13 protein-coding genes are annotated in these 16,406 nt (G+C 55.4%); 11 read left to right on the top strand and 2 right to left on the bottom strand.

Going from position 1 to position 16,406, the window contains the following annotated elements; genetic code table 11:
* The first annotated feature begins 5 nt into the window (after positions 1–5).
* On the top strand, positions 6–1,550 hold the full coding sequence (locus ACQ4WY_RS09930) for a DEAD/DEAH box helicase (RefSeq protein ID WP_436503840.1): 1,545 nt from the start codon (positions 6–8) through the stop codon (positions 1,548–1,550).
* Positions 1,551–1,880: 330 nt separating this feature from the next.
* Here ACQ4WY_RS09930 and ACQ4WY_RS09925 read toward each other — a convergent pair whose 3' ends face one another.
* Together ACQ4WY_RS09925 and ACQ4WY_RS09920 are read right to left on the bottom strand one after the other, a co-directional pair.
* Positions 1,881–3,122, bottom strand: a complete 1,242-nt coding sequence (locus ACQ4WY_RS09925; RefSeq protein WP_436503839.1) for a GumC domain-containing protein — start codon at positions 3,120–3,122, stop codon at positions 1,881–1,883.
* 103 nt (positions 3,123–3,225) lie between these two features.
* The gene (locus ACQ4WY_RS09920; protein WP_436504424.1) at positions 3,226–5,133 is read right to left on the bottom strand and encodes a polysaccharide biosynthesis protein; all 1,908 of its coding nucleotides are present in this window, start codon (positions 5,131–5,133) and stop codon (positions 3,226–3,228) included.
* A 600-nt stretch (positions 5,134–5,733) separates the two neighbouring features.
* Between ACQ4WY_RS09920 and ACQ4WY_RS09915 the strand changes: the two genes are divergently transcribed.
* The 10 genes from ACQ4WY_RS09915 to ACQ4WY_RS09870 all read left to right on the top strand — a co-directional run bounded on the left by ACQ4WY_RS09915 (position 5,734) and on the right by ACQ4WY_RS09870 (position 16,387).
* On the top strand, positions 5,734–7,062 hold the full coding sequence (locus ACQ4WY_RS09915; RefSeq protein WP_436503838.1) for a nucleotide sugar dehydrogenase: 1,329 nt from the start codon (positions 5,734–5,736) through the stop codon (positions 7,060–7,062).
* A 17-nt stretch (positions 7,063–7,079) separates the two neighbouring features.
* A complete protein-coding gene (locus ACQ4WY_RS09910; RefSeq protein WP_436503837.1) occupies positions 7,080–8,141 on the top strand; it encodes a Gfo/Idh/MocA family protein in 1,062 nt (353 codons plus the stop codon).
* 1 nt (position 8,142) lies between these two features.
* Positions 8,143–8,724 carry an acyltransferase gene (locus ACQ4WY_RS09905; protein WP_436503836.1) on the top strand — a complete coding sequence of 194 codons (582 nt, stop codon included), beginning with the start codon at positions 8,143–8,145 and terminating at the stop codon, positions 8,722–8,724.
* Between the two features lie 14 nt (positions 8,725–8,738).
* Positions 8,739–9,815 (top strand): DegT/DnrJ/EryC1/StrS family aminotransferase, encoded by a 1,077-nt coding sequence (locus ACQ4WY_RS09900; RefSeq protein ID WP_436503835.1) that lies wholly within the window; start codon positions 8,739–8,741, stop codon positions 9,813–9,815.
* A gap of 9 nt (positions 9,816–9,824) precedes the next feature.
* The gene (locus ACQ4WY_RS09895) at positions 9,825–11,087 is read left to right on the top strand and encodes a lipopolysaccharide biosynthesis protein (protein ID WP_436503834.1); all 1,263 of its coding nucleotides are present in this window, start codon (positions 9,825–9,827) and stop codon (positions 11,085–11,087) included.
* A gap of 18 nt (positions 11,088–11,105) precedes the next feature.
* Positions 11,106–12,434, top strand: a complete 1,329-nt coding sequence (locus tag ACQ4WY_RS09890; RefSeq protein WP_436503833.1) for a hypothetical protein — start codon at positions 11,106–11,108, stop codon at positions 12,432–12,434.
* Positions 12,431–13,525, top strand: a complete 1,095-nt coding sequence (locus ACQ4WY_RS09885; protein ID WP_436503832.1) for a glycosyltransferase — start codon at positions 12,431–12,433, stop codon at positions 13,523–13,525. Before ACQ4WY_RS09890 ends, ACQ4WY_RS09885 begins: the two co-directional genes overlap by 4 nt.
* Positions 13,526–13,652: 127 nt before the next feature.
* Positions 13,653–14,297: a PIG-L deacetylase family protein gene (locus tag ACQ4WY_RS09880; protein ID WP_070224367.1), complete on the top strand. Its 645-nt coding sequence runs from the start codon at positions 13,653–13,655 to the stop codon at positions 14,295–14,297.
* Positions 14,282–15,151 carry a hypothetical protein gene (locus tag ACQ4WY_RS09875; RefSeq protein WP_436503830.1) on the top strand — a complete coding sequence of 290 codons (870 nt, stop codon included), beginning with the start codon at positions 14,282–14,284 and terminating at the stop codon, positions 15,149–15,151. The genes ACQ4WY_RS09880 and ACQ4WY_RS09875 overlap by 16 nt, the downstream gene beginning before the upstream one ends.
* 9 nt (positions 15,152–15,160) lie before the next feature.
* Positions 15,161–16,387 (top strand): glycosyltransferase family 4 protein, encoded by a 1,227-nt coding sequence (locus ACQ4WY_RS09870; RefSeq protein ID WP_436503828.1) that lies wholly within the window; start codon positions 15,161–15,163, stop codon positions 16,385–16,387.
* Positions 16,388–16,406: the final 19 nt, after the last annotated feature.

The following is a 16,406-nucleotide window of genomic DNA, read 5'->3' as shown; positions in this document are numbered from 1 at the left end:
AATTTATGTCTGAAACCGAATCGACTCCTACGCCCAGCCCGGCGATTGCCCCTGAAGCGGCGCCCGCCGCCGCCACACTTGTACCTGCCGCATCCGCTGCTCCCAGCCTGACTTTTGCCGACTTTGGCCTCGCGCCTGAAATCCAGCGCGCACTGACCGACCAGGGCTACACCCATCCGACACCGATCCAGGAACAAGCGATCCCCGTGGTGCTGCAAGGCCGCGATGTGATGGGTGCCGCGCAAACGGGCACCGGCAAGACGGCCGGTTTTTCTTTGCCGATCATCCAGTTGCTGATGGCGCATGCCAGCAGCAGCATGTCGCCGGCACGCCACCCGGTACGCGCGCTGATCCTGACGCCGACGCGTGAGCTGGCGGTGCAGGTGGCCGAAAACGTCAAGGCCTACGCCAAGCACACGCCGCTGCGCTCGACCGTCGTCTTCGGCGGCATGGACATGAAGCCGCAAACCGTCATCCTGCGCGGTGGCGTGGAAATCGTCATCGCCACGCCGGGCCGCTTGCTCGATCATATCGAGCAAAAGAACATCAGCCTGAGCCAGGTGCAGATGCTGGTCATGGATGAAGCCGACCGCATGCTGGACATGGGCTTCCTGCCTGACTTGCAGCGCATCATCAACTTGCTGCCGAAGCAGCGCCAGAACCTGATGTTCTCGGCCACGTTCTCGCCAGAAATCAAGAAGCTGGCTGCCACGTTCCTCAACGATCCGCTGACGATCGAAGTGGCGCGCAGTAACCAGACGGCCGATAAGGTCACGCAAGTGGTCTACAAGGTGACGGAAGACCAGAAGCATGCCCTGGTTGCCCATCTGCTGCGCCAGCGCGACCTGAAGCAGGTCATCGTGTTCTCGAACACCAAGATCGGCGCCTCGCGCCTGGCCCGCGTGCTGGAACAGGAAGGCATGAGCGCCACGGCGATTCACGGCGACAAGAGCCAGCAGGAACGCATGGCGGCGCTGGAATCGTTCAAGAAGGGCGAGATCGACGTCCTGGTCGCCACCGACGTGGCGGCGCGCGGCCTGGATATTTCCGATCTGCCTTGCGTCATCAACTTCGACTTGCCGTACAACGCGGAAGACTATGTGCACCGCATCGGCCGCACGGGCCGCGCCGGCGCCTCGGGCGACGCCATTTCGATCTACTCGGATAAAGACGAGCGCTTGCTGGCCGACATCGAGAAACTCATCAAGCAAAGCATCAAGCGCGGCGAATTGACGGGCTTCAACCCGGCCCCCGCCCGCAGCAGCGACAGCGAGCGCCGCCCACCGCGCCGTACCGAAGGTGGCGAGGCGCGTCCCGCGCGCGCACCCGAGAGCCGCCATGCGGGCGAGAGCCGCGACAGCCGCTCCGCCGAGCGCGGTGCGCGTCCCGCCTTTGGTCCCGGCGCCCGCCGCGAAAAGGCCGATCCCTGGTTCCTGAAGCCATATGAGCCGGCCAAGGCAGCAGCCCCGGCAGCCGCCAGCATGGCACCTGCCGCGGCCAAGCCGAAGCAGAAGGTGGCCGCGTTGCTGGGTGGATTGTTGAAGCAATAAAGAGCACCGCCAGCAAACAGCGTTTGCTGGCGTGCCATGCAGTTGCCAAAAAACGTTCCGACGCCACGAAATGTTCAAGGCTTGGCGGCGTCATGATTTTCCTGGCAACGGTATCGATCAGCGCGCCATCGCATCAGGCATTTTCATGCCGATGCGATGGCGCGTTTTCCATTTTGGCACGCACCGAATGGTGCTGAATGGCGGGAAAAATGGGTGGGGGCAGCACCGGCCTTTAATCAAGCAGCGCTTGAGGGGGCCTGTTTGCCAGTCCGGCAGGCCGGACTGGGTAATCTTGCGGCAGATGAGTATCATGCCGCCGACATCACATTCTTAGTTAGCCAACTGTTCGCGGTTTGCTAACCACCATTGCCGTCCCAGTGCGACCAGGCAGCCGAGGAAGAGTCCGAGCAAGGCACTTACCACTATGGATGTTGACAATCGGCTAGTGCGGTTTTCGGGCAAACTCGGGCCGGCGATGAAGCGGCTTTTTTCCAGATACAGATTGAGCGAGTTCTGATTGTCGACTGTGATTTTGTTGTACACCTCCTTGACCAGTTCATCATTCAAGTCTTTGGATTTGAATGCGCGCTCCTTGCTGCCCTCCAGTGCGCGTAGCACTGCTTCGCCTGACTTGTTGGCGTCGAGTGTCGCTTTGGCGCTATCGTAGTAATCACGCAACAACAGATATTGTTGCTGTTCCCGTTTAGCCTGATAAATGGCTTCTTCTGCCGCACTGGCCTCGACCTCGGCACTCATCAGTTGCGTCACTGGCGACAAGTAGCGTGAGTTTTCATCCGTCACGGTGACGACTTGCGATGTGTTTTGCACTTCGGCCTTCGGGTAGCGTGCGACGATTTGTTTGAGGTCGTTGATGCGTCTGCCGTATTCCGCCAGTTTCTGCTTGCTGCCAATGATGTCATTGTCAAGTTTGGTGATTTTTGCGGTAATCTCCAGATGCTTGAAGCGCAGCGAATCCGTATAGATCAGGTAAACAATCGTGTCCATGGTGTAACGTCCCAGCAGGGCGACGATACGTTGCGCTTCTTCCGGGGTGCTGGCGTCGTAGCTGATGCGTAAACCGATCACATTATTGCTGTTTTCCTTCGGTTGCTCCATCAAGTCCTTGGCATCGAGTTTGGTGAAAGGGAAAATGGGTTCGATGATGGCATTCAAGTTTTTTTCGCTGGTGATGTTCTTGCGCAGACCTGCGATGCCGGGAGCATTGTCGAGTTTGACTGCATGTACAAAGTCATCGAAGCGGCCGCTACTGCCAAATGCTGCCGAATAGCGCTTGTAGTCGCTGAGCTGAATGCCGAAGGCGGCTTCCTTGACGTCTTTTGTCTTTGCCGTTTTTTCTGCCTGCAAGGGGATGGGGCCGCCAAATTGCAGAAAGCCTTCACTCTTATACTTGGCCCAATACACTGTGCTGCTCACACCCAGTGCGACGCAGGCCACGGTCATGCCGATGATCATGCGACGCGCGTGCCACAGCGTGCTCAGGAGCTCAGTTGGAGAAATCAGCGCGCCATCTTGCTTGGTAGTGCGTTGAGTGAATTTTTCCTGCGTTTCCATATAGTTTCTCAAATTGTGTGTGGATGAATAATATGCCCGAGGGAGTCAATCCTGCCACTCACCAGGCAGTGGGCTTGGTGTTTCTCCCGGGCTTGCGTTGCAATCAGTGCGGCGCCTGCGGTTTGTTTTTTTCGGACCAGATCAAATCCTCAATACCACATTGTGGCGCATATTCCTTCACCGCCTTCAGTAGTACCATACGCACATCTTCATAGGCGAAACGTGCGCAGGCATCATCGAGTTCGCGCAGCAGTAGCTGCAATTCGGCGTGCGGTATTTCAGATTCCTGCGCGCGCATGATCAGCGGGTGCTCGGTGCCTTCGACATTGTCGCCGATGAGTAGTTCTTCGTATAGCTTCTCGCCGGGCCGCAGGCCGACATGGACGATTTCGATGCCGTCCGGGGCCGACTTGCTCTTTACTTCCAGCCCGCTCAGATGCACCATGCGTTCGGCCAGATCCATGATCTTGACGGGCTCACCCATGTCAAGCACGAAGACGTCACCGCCTTCTCCCATTGCGCCAGCCTGCAGCACCAGTTGCGCCGCTTCAGGAATGGTCATGAAATAGCGTGTGATCTCGGGATGCGTCAGGGTAATGGGGCCGCCCGCCATAATCTGTTTGCGGAAGAGCGGCACGACCGAGCCGGACGACCCTAGTACGTTACCAAAGCGCACCATGCAAAAACGCGTCTTGCCGCGTTCCTGTGCAAATGCCTGCAAAATCAGTTCAGCCAGGCGTTTTGTCGAGCCCATCACATTCGTCGGACGTACGGCCTTGTCTGTTGAAATCAGGACGAAGCATTTGACGCCAGCGTCCATCGCTGCGCGTGCGATACTCAAGGTGCCGAAGACATTGTTGCGCACGCCTTCAATCGGATTGTGCTCCACTAATGGCACATGCTTGTAGGCTGCCGCGTGATATACGGTTTCAACTTGGAAGGTGCGCAGGATCATCGCGCACTTTTCCGTATCCAGTACGGAGCCAAGAAAGGGCATCAACTCGAGTTCGAGCCCCTGCGCGTGCTTGAGTCCCTTCAGTTCCTGCTTGATCGAGTACAGTGCGAACTCGGACATTTCCAGAAGTATGAGCCTGGAGGGGCGCAGGCGGATGATCTGACGGCACAGTTCGGAACCGATCGACCCGCCCGCACCGGTCACCAATACCGATTTTCCGGTGATGCAAGTGGCGACCAGGCCTGTGTCCGGAGCCACCTGATCACGTCCCAGCAAGTCCTCTATCTCAATGTCGCGTACGTCCTGCAGGCGAAGTTCACCGTTGACGAGGCTGGCAACAGGTGGTGTTACCTTGATCTTGACTTTGAGGGACTCGATTTTGTCGAGGATGTGTTTCTGCTGGCTCTTCGGTATCGATGGCATGGCCAGCAAGACCTCGCTGATGTTCAGTTTGCCGATCAATTTGGGTAGGCTCGATGGCGGATAAACCCGGATGCCGGCAATCGAGGCGCCTTGCAGTTCGGTTTTGTCGTCGATGATGGCAACCGGAAGGTATTCACGGCCGCCACGCAGAACACTTGCCAGTTGGGATCCTGCCTTGCCAGCGCCATATATGGCTACGCGTACGGTTTGCTTCGGACCTTTTACGTGCAATAAAAAGCCACGTGTCAGAAAGCGACTGGCCACAACGTAAGTAATTGCGCTAATCCAGTAAATGCCAAAGACGCCGCGCGAAAGTCCCGCCATGTGGGTGGCGAACGCGGCCAGCGCCACCAGGCTGGCAACCGACAGGGTGACGCCAAGAATGACGACATAGACGATCTTTTGGTCAATGAAGCGTATCACGGCCCGATACAAGCCGAGACGGATGAAAATAGGGATTGAAACCAGGGGAGCTGCAATTATGAGCCATAAATAGCTGCGGTAGACATCAGCATTGATGACGTCATACCGGAGGATAATTGCCAAACAAAAAGTTAAAGGTAATAAGAAAAAATCTGCCGTTATGGCGATAATTTGTTTTTGGAATCTGGATAAATCAAGAAATATTTTCATTTTGCTCACTGATGAGTCGCCGGGTAGTCAATTTGCAGGTAATCGACCCGAACAATTTCATGTGCTTTCATATATATAATGAATGGAGACTCATTTGCCGACTGGCAGATTGGGGTATCGAGTCCGTGCGCGCATGGTGATGGTGTAACTGCTCTGTGGCCTCGATCTTGGTGGTGCCGTGAATCTGTAGGCCTGACACATCTGTACGGGGAGCTGCGCGCGGCAGATATTTTCGAGCTGTGATGATAGCGTGCCGGGGGCGGTTCTGCAATGATCATCAGGCGTGCGCGGATGTAGAATTGCTTGTGTTATCATAAAAAAGTGTAACTTTATGTGACCAAATAGGGCCTGTTTTTTCTTGCCTACAGTAGTAAAAGCGTCACATTAGTCCTTGGTGCGCCCCTGTGTCGCCGCCCTTTTCCGCTTCGAGGCCTATCCAGATAGGCTCGGAGTCGTTATACTGGACCACCCTTTTACAATCTGGCTCTCCTCTTTCTTTATATCATCTTTCTTTCTTGATGTCCTAACGTGCGGCACGTGTCCGTTTCGTTTTTCGGGGTGGTGTAATTGTTGTAATTATCTAAGAATTTAAACCTAAAAATGAACGATAGCAAAAACAAGAAGTTTCTAAATCAACTTATTTCGAAATTCGAAAATGGCAATGCGGTTATCGGCATTGTGGGTTTGGGCTATGTTGGTCTGCCTTTGATGCTGCGTTATGCCGATGTCGGTTTCAAGGTGCTGGGTATCGATATCGATATGGTCAAGGTCGATAAGCTGAATCAAGGGATAAGTTACATCGAGCATATCTCCGCCGAATCCATCAATGCGGCGCGTGCCAAGGGTTTCGAGGCTACCACTGATTTTTCGCGCGCCACAGAGGCCGATGCGTTGATTATCTGCGTGCCCACTCCGCTGAACGATTACCGTGAGCCAGATCTGAGCTATGTCCTGAGTACAACAGAAGCGCTGGTGCCGCATATGCGTGCAGGTCAAATCGTTTCGCTGGAAAGCACCACCTACCCTGGAACCACCGATGAGGAGCTCAAGCCGCGTATCGAGGCTGGCGGTTTCAAGGTCGGCGAAGAGGTATTTCTGGTGTTCTCGCCCGAGCGCGAAGATCCGGGTAACCAGCATTTCGAAACCCGTACCATTCCGAAGATTTGCGGCGGCACCACAGAAGCCTGCCAGCAGGCTGGCATTGCACTTTACAGCCCCGCCATCGATACCGTTGTGCCGGTCAGCTCGACGCGCGCGGCCGAGTTGACCAAGTTGCTGGAAAACATACACCGTGCCGTCAATATCGGTTTGGTCAATGAAATGAAAATCATTGCCGACAAGATGGATATCGATATTCATGAAGTCATTCGTGCCGCGGCCACCAAGCCTTTCGGCTTTACCGCCTATTATCCCGGCCCTGGCCTTGGCGGCCACTGCATCCCGATCGACCCGTTCTACCTGACGTGGAAAGCACGTCAGTATGGTCTGCACACCCGCTTCATTGAACTGGCGGGCGAGATTAACAGCGACATGCCCCATTGGGTCATTAGCAAGCTGGCCGATGCCCTCAATGAGCGCTCGCGTTCGATCAAGGGCAGCAAAGTGCTGGTGCTGGGTATTGCTTACAAGAAGAATGTGGACGATATGCGTGAGTCGCCATCGGTGGAATTGATGGAAATCCTGCGCGACAAGGGCGCCGATATCGCTTACTCGGATCCGCACGTGCCGGTCTTCCCGAAGATGCGCGAACACCATTTTGAATTGTCCAGTGTTGAACTGACCGCCGCCACAATCGCGTCCTATGATGTGGTGCTGCTGGCGACCGATCACCGTGCCTTTGATTACGCCTTGATTCAGGAGCACGCGAAATTGATCGTCGATACGCGCGGTGTCTACCTGACGCCGGCATCCAACGTTGTCAAAGCCTAATTCCGAAAGATTATTGAATGCGCCATTTTCCACCTCCGGTCACTGACCGCAAGATCCGCTTTGCCTTGGTCGGCTGCGGACGCATTGCCAAGAATCATTTCGGCGCGATCCAGCAGCATGCAGACCGTTGCGAACTCGTTGGCGTGTGCGACATTAATCCGCAAGCGCTGGCTGAAGCTGCCGCTAGCACGGGCGCCACGCCTTATACCAGCCTGACCGAGATGCTCGCGCATTGCCAGGCCGACGCGTTTATTCTGACGACGCCGTCCGGCATGCATCCGGAGCAGGCGATCCAGATTGCCGAGGCTGGCTACAGCGTCATCACCGAAAAGCCAATGGCAACCCGCTGGGACGATGCCAAGCGCATGGTCGAAGCCTGTGATGCTGCCAACGTGCGGTTGTTTGTTGTGAAACAAAATCGCCGCAATGCGACCTTGCAGCTGCTTAAGAAGGCCGTCGAGGAAAAACGTTTCGGCCGCATTTACATGGTGAACCTGAACGTTTTCTGGACCCGCCCGCAGGAATACTATGACAGCGCGAAATGGCGCGGTACCTGGGAATACGACGGTGGCGCCTTCATGAACCAGGCCAGCCATTATGTCGACCTGATCGACTGGGTTATCGGCCCCGTCGAGAGTCTGCACGCCTACACCGCCACGCTGGAGCGCGATATCGAGGTCGAGGACACCGGTGTCATCAGTCTGCGCTGGCGCAATGGCGCGCTCGGTTCGATGAACGTGACGATGCTGACCTACCCGCGCAATCTGGAAGGCAGCATTACCATTCTGGGCGAAAAAGGCACAGTACGTATCGGCGGTGTTGCCGTCAACGAAGTGCAGCATTGGGAGTTTTCCGAGCCGCACGCTGATGACGAGAAGGTCAAGGAAGCCAGTTACCAAACCACGTCGGTGTATGGCTTTGGCCATCCGCTGTATTACGACAATGTCATTAAGGTCTTGCGTGGCGAAGCCGAACCTGAGACGGACGGCCGTGAAGGCTTGAAATCGATGGAAGTGCTGATCGCTACCTACCTTTCAGCGCGTGATGGCAAGCGTGTCGCACTGCCCCTGGAGTATTAAGATGGCGGCCACAGTACATTCCAGTGCAATCGTCGACGCTGGTGCGACGCTTGGGGATGCTACCCGCGTCTGGCATTTCGTTCACGTTTGCGGTGGCGCACGCATCGGTGCAGGCTGTTCCTTGGGGCAAAACGTTTTTGTCGGCAATGATGTCGTCATTGGTAATAACGTCAAGATCCAGAACAATGTCTCCGTGTACGATGCCGTGACCATCGAGGACGACGTGTTTTGTGGTCCCAGCATGGTATTTACGAATGTCTACAATCCGCGCTCGGCGGTAACCCGCAAGGATGAGTACCGCAAGACGCTGGTCAAACGCGGCGCCACGCTGGGCGCCAATTGCACCATTGTTTGCGGCAGTACAGTGGGGGCCTACGCTTTTGTCGGCGCGGGCGCCGTGATCAATCGTGACGTACCGGACTTCGCTCTGATGGTGGGCGTGCCGGCGCGTCAGGTTGGCTGGATGAGCCGTTTCGGCGAACGGCTGGCGCTGCCTCTCACCGGTGACGGCGAAACCGTTTGCGAGCACACTGGCGAGCGTTATACATTGCAAGATGGCATCTGCGCCTTAATCAACAACTAACATCAAAGTCCAACATGGAATTCATCGATCTCAAGGCGCAATACGTAGCCCTGCGTGACAAGGTTAACGCACGCATCCAGGCAGTTCTCGATCATGGCCAATATATTATGGGTCCGGAAGTCAAAGAGTTGGAAGGCAAATTGCAGGAATATACAGGGGCGAAACACTGCATCACTGTTGCTTCTGGTACCGAAGCGCTGCTGATTGCCTTGATGGCCATAGGCGTCAAACCCGGTGACGAAATCATCACCACGCCATTTTCCTTCATCGCCACGGCCGAAGTGATCGTGCTGTTGGGCGCCAAGCCTGTATTTGTCGATATCGAACCTGACACTTGCAATATCAACGCCGCTCTGATCGAAGCTGCAATTACGCCACGCACGCGCGCCATCATGCCAGTTTCCTTGTATGGCCAACCGGCTGACATGGATGAGATCAATGCCATCGCGGCGCGTCATGAGCTGGTGGTCATCGAAGACGCTGCGCAAAGCTTCGGCGCGACCTACAAGGGACGCAAGAGCTGCAATCTGTCGACGATAGGCTGTACGAGCTTTTTCCCGAGCAAGCCTTTGGGCTGTTATGGCGACGGCGGCGCTATTTTTACCAGTGACGATGAGCTCGCCCAAGCCATGCGTGAAATTCGGGTGCATGGCCAGTCGAAACGCTATGTGCACACGCGCATTGGCGTTGGCGGCCGTATGGACACGCTGCAATGTGCGGTGGTGCTTGCCAAGCTCGAGCGTTTTGAATGGGAAGTGGCGCAGCGGCTGGAAATTGGTCAGCGCTACAATGAATTGCTGAAAAACAAAGTCGAGACGGTCAGCCAGCGTGCCGACCGCAGCAGCGTGTACGGTCAGTTTACCGTGTTGGTCGAGTCGCGCGACGCTGTTCAGGAACGCCTGAAGGCAGCTGGAATTCCGACCGCGGTACATTATCCAGTGCCCATGCATTTGCAGCCAGCCTATGCCGGCTTCGGCGACAAGGGTGCCTATCCGCATGCCGAGCGTGCTGCACAGCGCGTGATGAGTCTGCCGATGGGCCCAGACTTGACTGCACAGGAGCAGGAACAGATCATCTTTGCGTTGGCATAAAGAGGACGCATGAAGTTACAGCGGCAACTGGGGCTCGCGCTCTTGATTCAAGGTTTCGGTGTGGTTGCGACTTTCCTTGTCTCAGTTGTGGTTTCACGTCGCTTTGGACCCGAGGGGCAAGGTTATTTCAGTACTTACCGTTCGTGGATCGACTTGATCTCCGTGCTAGGCCTGTTTGGTTTTTCCCAGGCGCTGACGTTTCACATCAATGCCGGGCGGATCAGTGCGCGCCGCGCCGCCGGATTGATCGTGCGCTATGGCCTGGCTCTGGCAGCGCTATTGCTGCTGCTGGGAGCGTTGGGGGGGGATTATTTAGCTCAGGCGACAGCATTAAGCCGGCGCGATGTCTGGCTGATGTGTGCCTGCGCGCTGGCGATGGTGCTGCACGGTTTGTTCCGCGCCGTTGCTCTGAGCAACTCTAGCCCTCTGCTGTTTAATCTGATTACAGCAAGCCCCGGCTTGATTTGTCTGCCGCTGATATTTTTCCTTGGCATAGGTAACGACTTCACAATATTGCCCCAATTGCTCATGTGGAGTTTCGTTTGCGCTGCCTTGTTCGCCAGCGCCGAAGTGGGGCGAACGGCAGGTTTCGGCTTGCGTGAGGGGGGGGCGTTGGGGGCTGACTGCCGTATCCTGATGAAAGAGGGCGCTTGGTCTTTCGTTCCAGCCATTACCACTACCATCGTGCCTGCACTGACCTTCTGGATGTTGGCCCGGGCTGCAGGCAGTCATACTGAGGCTGGCTATTTCGGTATGTCGCTACTGTTTTTGAATGCCATGGTGACTGCCTTGAATATGGTCGCGCCGGTGCTATACAACCATTGGTCAAAAAAGGGTAATGATGCCGCTGCGCAGGCCGAATATGAAAAGCTGGCGCTCGGTTGCAGCCTGTTGGGCATGCTGGCTCTTCCTCTCGGATGGTTAGCGCTGCCACCGATGATTTCCCTGATTTTTGGCGCCAGTTTCGCCCCTGCGGGCGCTTCGGCACTTTGCTTCATCGGCGCTAGTTTTTTCTGGCTGCACAATCGTATCTTGCCGCCGATGCTGATGGCGCAAGGACATCACCAGAGTGTCGCCTATGCCAATATCGTGCGCTCGGTTTTCATCGTGCTGGCCATTCTTGTTTTGCGGCCGACCAGTGCCCGCGACATCGCGCTGTGTTGGGTGGCTGGAGAGGTGTGCTGCTTCGCTTATATGGCGTATTGCCTGAAGAATATTTTTAGCTGCAGCTATGGCCGCCTGATTGGCTTGCCATCGGCCTTGCATACCTGACCAGGATTCGCTTCTACCATGATCTCTTTCCTGTCGGCATTGGTTCTTTTGCCTAGTATTCTGTATTCGATATCGAAATCCCGCTACTATTCAATTTTATTGATGGCATTGTTTTATTACACGCTATCAATCAACGAGGCGTCCATCGAGGCGGCCTACGGTACTCGGGTGTTGTACGCCGGTATGCTGTTTCTGTTTGCCTGCAATGTCCTGTTCTGCGTGTTTCTATACCTGCTGGGCGGTTGGCTTCTGCCGCGCAGCGGCTCTTATCGTAAACTGGTTTTTGATGAGCAGGCGTGGAAACGGCTGTTTTTTCTGGTTACGGGGATATTTGTCATCATTGCCTTGATCAAGGCCCGTAATGGCCTCGATTTCCTGATGCTCAATTGGTCAGAGCAGCGAAGCGAAGGCCTTACTTTGCTCGATGGCGTATCCAATTTGCTGGGGCTAGTGGCTTTTTCTCTTGCTCCCGTGTTCTATAAAAGCCGCATCAGATTTGTTTTTCTGGTGCTGTGCTGCTTGGGTGTCTTCATGGTAACCGGCTCGCGGGCCATGCTGTTCTGTCTTGGTGGCTATTTCTACTATGAATTGTTTTTATCTGATCGCATCAGTTTTTCTCGCCGTCTGTACGTTTTGGTCGGTGGCGCAGTAGCGGCGCTGTCGATGCATGTACTGTCGCGCGCTGCGCGTGGCATCGGCTTGAGCGCTATGCTGAGCATGGATTTTTCGAGCCTGCTCGATGCGATTGGCAGCTCCGTTGACGGCGGGGGGCTTTTCGGCGGCGAAGACAATATCATGAAGTATTACTTTTACATCGTGCACAAGTACCTGGAAGGTTGGAGTGCGGGTCCAATGCCTACCCTGCATCGAGCCTTGCTTATTCTGTTGCCGCGCGAGCTGGCCGATATTTCCCTCAAGCCGATGGACGTAACCTATCAGGTCTGGACGGCAGCCTTGAACGATGGATTATTCAATGATAATCCTTGGCTAAAAGAAATGATCGATAGTTCGCATCAAGGTATTCCCGGATCTCTTCACTTTTTGATTTGGGGTGATGCGCTGCTCAACGCTGGCTGGTTCGGCGCCCTTCTTTATCCCTTGCTATTTGCATTTTTACTGACGGTGTTTGAGTCGGTGCTGCAGCGGGCGCCGCCGGCCATGACGGCAATCCTTCTCGGACTTGGGTTGCCAGCATTACTGATGATTGCTCGTGGAAATATCGTGATTGGTCTCGGTTATATTATTTATCCGCTGCCTCTCATTTACCTGATTTGCCGGTTGATGGAATGGACCGCTAAGGCTGCGCCGCATTGGCAAAAAACCGACAACAACAAAAACGAAATATGAAAATAGCCATTCTTGGTCCGGCCAACTCGATTCATATTAGCCGCTGGTGCAATGCGCTGGCACAGCAGGATATCGAAGTACACTTGGTCACTCAGCACGATTTTGATGCATATCAGTATTCTGATCGCGTACGCGTTCATATGCTGCCTTACCGTGGCGGAAAGGGCTATTTTTTGAATCGGCGCGCCTTGGGCAAGGTGCTTGCAGATATGACGCCAGATTTGCTTAATTGCCATTACGCCAGCGGTTATGGCACCCTGATGGCAGGTGTCTGGCGCGGCCCTTCGCTGTTGTCGGTGTGGGGCGCGGACGTCTACGAATTCCCTTACGAGTCGCGGTTCAAAATGTGGCTGATCAAGCGTAATTTGAGGGCTGCCAGCCGCATCGCTTCCACGAGCCATGTCATGGCGGAGCAGACGCGTTCTTTATGTCCCGAGTTGGCCCCGATTTTTGTCACGCCGTTCGGTATTGACATCGCGCGATTCGTGCCAGCACCGAGAGCAGCTGACGGGCGCCTGGTGATTGGCACCGTCAAGACGATGGCTAAGAAGTACGGTATCGATATTCTGATCAAGGGTTATGCGTTGCTGAGGCAACGCTTACAGGAAGAAAAGGCAGATGATCTGTTGGGGCGTCTTGAGCTGATGCTGGTCGGTGGGGGGGGCGAGACCGCAGCGTTGCAGGCGCTGGTGGCGCAGCTGGGCCTTGACGCCAGTGTTACCTTCGCGGGGCAGGTAGATCACACGGCCGTACCGGACTGGTTGAATCGCCTCGATATCTATGTGGCGGCGAGCCGCAATGACAGTGAGAGCTTCGGCGTGGCGATTCTGGAAGCGTCGAGCTGTGCATTGCCGGTGGTGGTATCGCGTATGGGAGGGTTGCCGGAGGTGGTGGCCGAAAATGAAACGGGTTTGATCATTCCAAACGAAAACCCACAAGCGCTGGCCGATGCCTTATACCTGTTGGTACAAGATAGCGCCTTGCGCAACCGTCTTGGCGTGGCGGGACGCGCCAGGGTGTGTCAGCAATTTTCCTGGGACCATTGCGTGACATTGATGCGCGATGCCTACAGACAGACAGTGGCGGCCTAAGCAGATCAACGGCGCTGGCGTGGCGGAAGGCTTCGGGTTTATTATCGATGCTGTAACGTTCCCAGGTATGAATCATGGCCAGTGCCTAGCGCGGCGTTTCTAATAATTTATTGAAGGTGCAGATTACATGGCTGATATCCATAGAGTAAAAACTTTGCTGGTGCTTGCACCGCATACCGACGACGGCGAATTCGGCTGTGGTGGAACGATTGCGAAATATGTCAGCGAAGGCTGGCGTGCCGTATACGTGGCATTTTCTGCCGCGGAGCAGTCGGTGTTGCCCCATTTGCCGCGCGACATCTTGCGCAAGGAAGTCAAGGAAGCCACCTTGGTGTTGGGCATTGCTCCCGAAGATTGTATCGTGCTCGATTTCGAAGTGCGTAAATTCCCCGAGCAGCGTCAGGCCATTCTTGACGAAATGGTCAAGCTGAATCGCGAGCTTCAACCCGACCTGGTATTTTTACCTAGTCCCAACGATACCCATCAGGATCACCATGTGATCGCCCACGAAGGTTTCCGCGCATTCAAGCGTACCACCATGCTTGGCTATGAAGTGCCATGGAACAACCTCGATTTCCGCACAAGTTGCTTCGTGCACCTTAGTGAGCAGGATGTGGGTAAAAAGGTGGAGTCGCTGGCGCGCTACCAATCGCAGGCACATCGCGTGTACGCTTCGGCCGAGGTGGTGAAGAGCCAGGCCGTATTCCGTGGTACCCAGATCGGTACGCAATATGCAGAATCATTTGAGGTGATCCGATGGATAATCGCTTAAACCGCCCCGCCACAGCAGCCTGGCTGGCCTCGGCGCTGGGCCGTACTTTGCACGGTAGCGATTTGCCTATCATGGAAATTCGGTCGGTCGACCAGGCCACTGCCGACGCGCTGGTATTTTCCAAGACGGAGCGTGAACTCGGTACTGTCGCCTGCACGGTAATCGGTCCGCTTTCAATGGCGCGGGATGGCCTGGCCTTGATCGAGTCCGATAATCCACGCCTCGATTTTGCGCTGGCACTGCGCCTGCTGCAAGCCGAGATCGGTTTTTGCGAGCACACGGAACCTCCGCGTATCCATCCTAGCGTACGTATCGGTCGTAATACGGTGATCGGTAATGGTGTGGAAATTGGTGAAGGTACAGAGATCTATCATAATGTCGTGATCGCCGACGGTGTACGTATCGGTCGTAACTGCCTGATCAAATCTTGTGCGGTTATCGGTGAAGAAGGCTATGGTTTCGAATCTGACCCATCCGGACGGCCGATTCGTATTCCTCATCTGGGAAGTGTAATCATCGGTGACGACGTCGAAGTCGGTAGCCTGACTACAGTATGTCGCGGCACTATCGGCAATACCGTACTGATGGATGGCTGCAAGATCGACGATCATGTGCACATTGCCCACAATGTTGAAGTTGGTACCGATGCGATGGTCATTGCCTGCGCCGAAGTGAGCGGCAGCGTAGTGATCGGCGCCGGCGCCTGGATTGCGCCGAATGCCTCCATTCTTGAAAAGCGCAAAATTGGAGCTGGCGCGGTGGTTGGGTTAGGCGCGGTGGTTGTGAAAGACGTCGAGGCCGGAATCACCGTGGCTGGCAATCCAGCTCGTCCCTTGATCAAAAAAAGTCCTTAGACTGTTTTCATGAATATATTGTTGATCAATCACTATGCCGGCAATCCCCATTACGGCATGGAGTACCGTCCCTATTATCTGGCCCGTGAATGGGTCAGACAGGGGCACAATGTGACTATCGTCGGCGCGGATTTCTCGCACCTGCGCCGCACCAACCCTGTGGCTGATCGGGCTCTTGCGCGTGAAGAGGTGGACGGTATCGAGTACCGTTGGCTGCGTAGCCCGAAATACGATGGGAATGGCGGCGGCCGCGTACTCAATATGTTTTCCTTCGTGGCGCAGATGCTGTTCTACGGACGGCGCATCGGCAAACTGGTCAAGCCAGACCTGGTGATCGCGTCTTCGACCTACCCACTCGATATCTTTCCGGCCAAACGTATCGCCGCTCAATGCGGTGCCAAGCTTTGTTTTGAGGTGCACGACCTGTGGCCGCTCAGTCCGATTGAATTAGGTGGCATGTCGCCGCGCCATCCGTTCATCATGCTATTGCAGTACGCCGAGAACTGGGCATACCGCACTGCTGACAAGGTGGTTTCCATGCTGCCCAAGGCGCTCGAACACATGATGGCGCATGGCATGGCGCGCGAGAAATTCGCCTATGTCCCGAACGGTATTGACGTCGATGAGTGGCGCGCGCCCGAGCAGCCGCCAGACCTGCCCGTGCTTGAGCAGATCGATGCACTCAAACGGGGCGGGGCGCGTGTGGTCGGCTATACCGGCTCGCATGGTCCGGCGAATGCGATGGACAATGTACTTCTTGCGGCGCGCTTGTTAGGTGACCGGCCGGTGGTCTTTGTATTGGTCGGCGATGGTTCGGAAAAACGCAAACTGCTGGCCATGAAGACCGAGTTCAAGCTCGATAATGTGCACTTTTTTGATCCTGTCCCGAAACAGTCGATCCCGGCCCTGCTGGAAAAGATGGATGTGGTATTCATCGGCTCGCAACGGGTGCCTATTTACCGCTTTGGGGTCAGTCCGAATAAAATGATGGACTATATGATGGCCGCCAAACCGATCATCCAGGCCATCGAGTCGGGCAACGACCCGGTCGGCGAAGCCGGCTGCGGGCTGACCATTTCTCCTGGTGATCCAGCTGCGCTGGTGCAGGCCATTGAAAGCCTGCTGGCGTTAAGCGACGAGGAGCGGGCGAAAATGGGGCAGAATGGCCGGCGGTTTGTGCTGGAAAACCATACTTATCCCGTGCTGGCCCAGCGTTTCATCGACGCCTGCCGATAGAATCGTTTCATAGACCGCA

Source organism: Janthinobacterium salmonicoloratum, from assembly GCF_051380845.1.
GTDB classification, from domain to species: Bacteria; Pseudomonadota; Gammaproteobacteria; order Burkholderiales; family Burkholderiaceae_D; genus Janthinobacterium; species Janthinobacterium lividum_F.
This window is presented reverse-complemented; position numbering and strand designations above follow the sequence as displayed.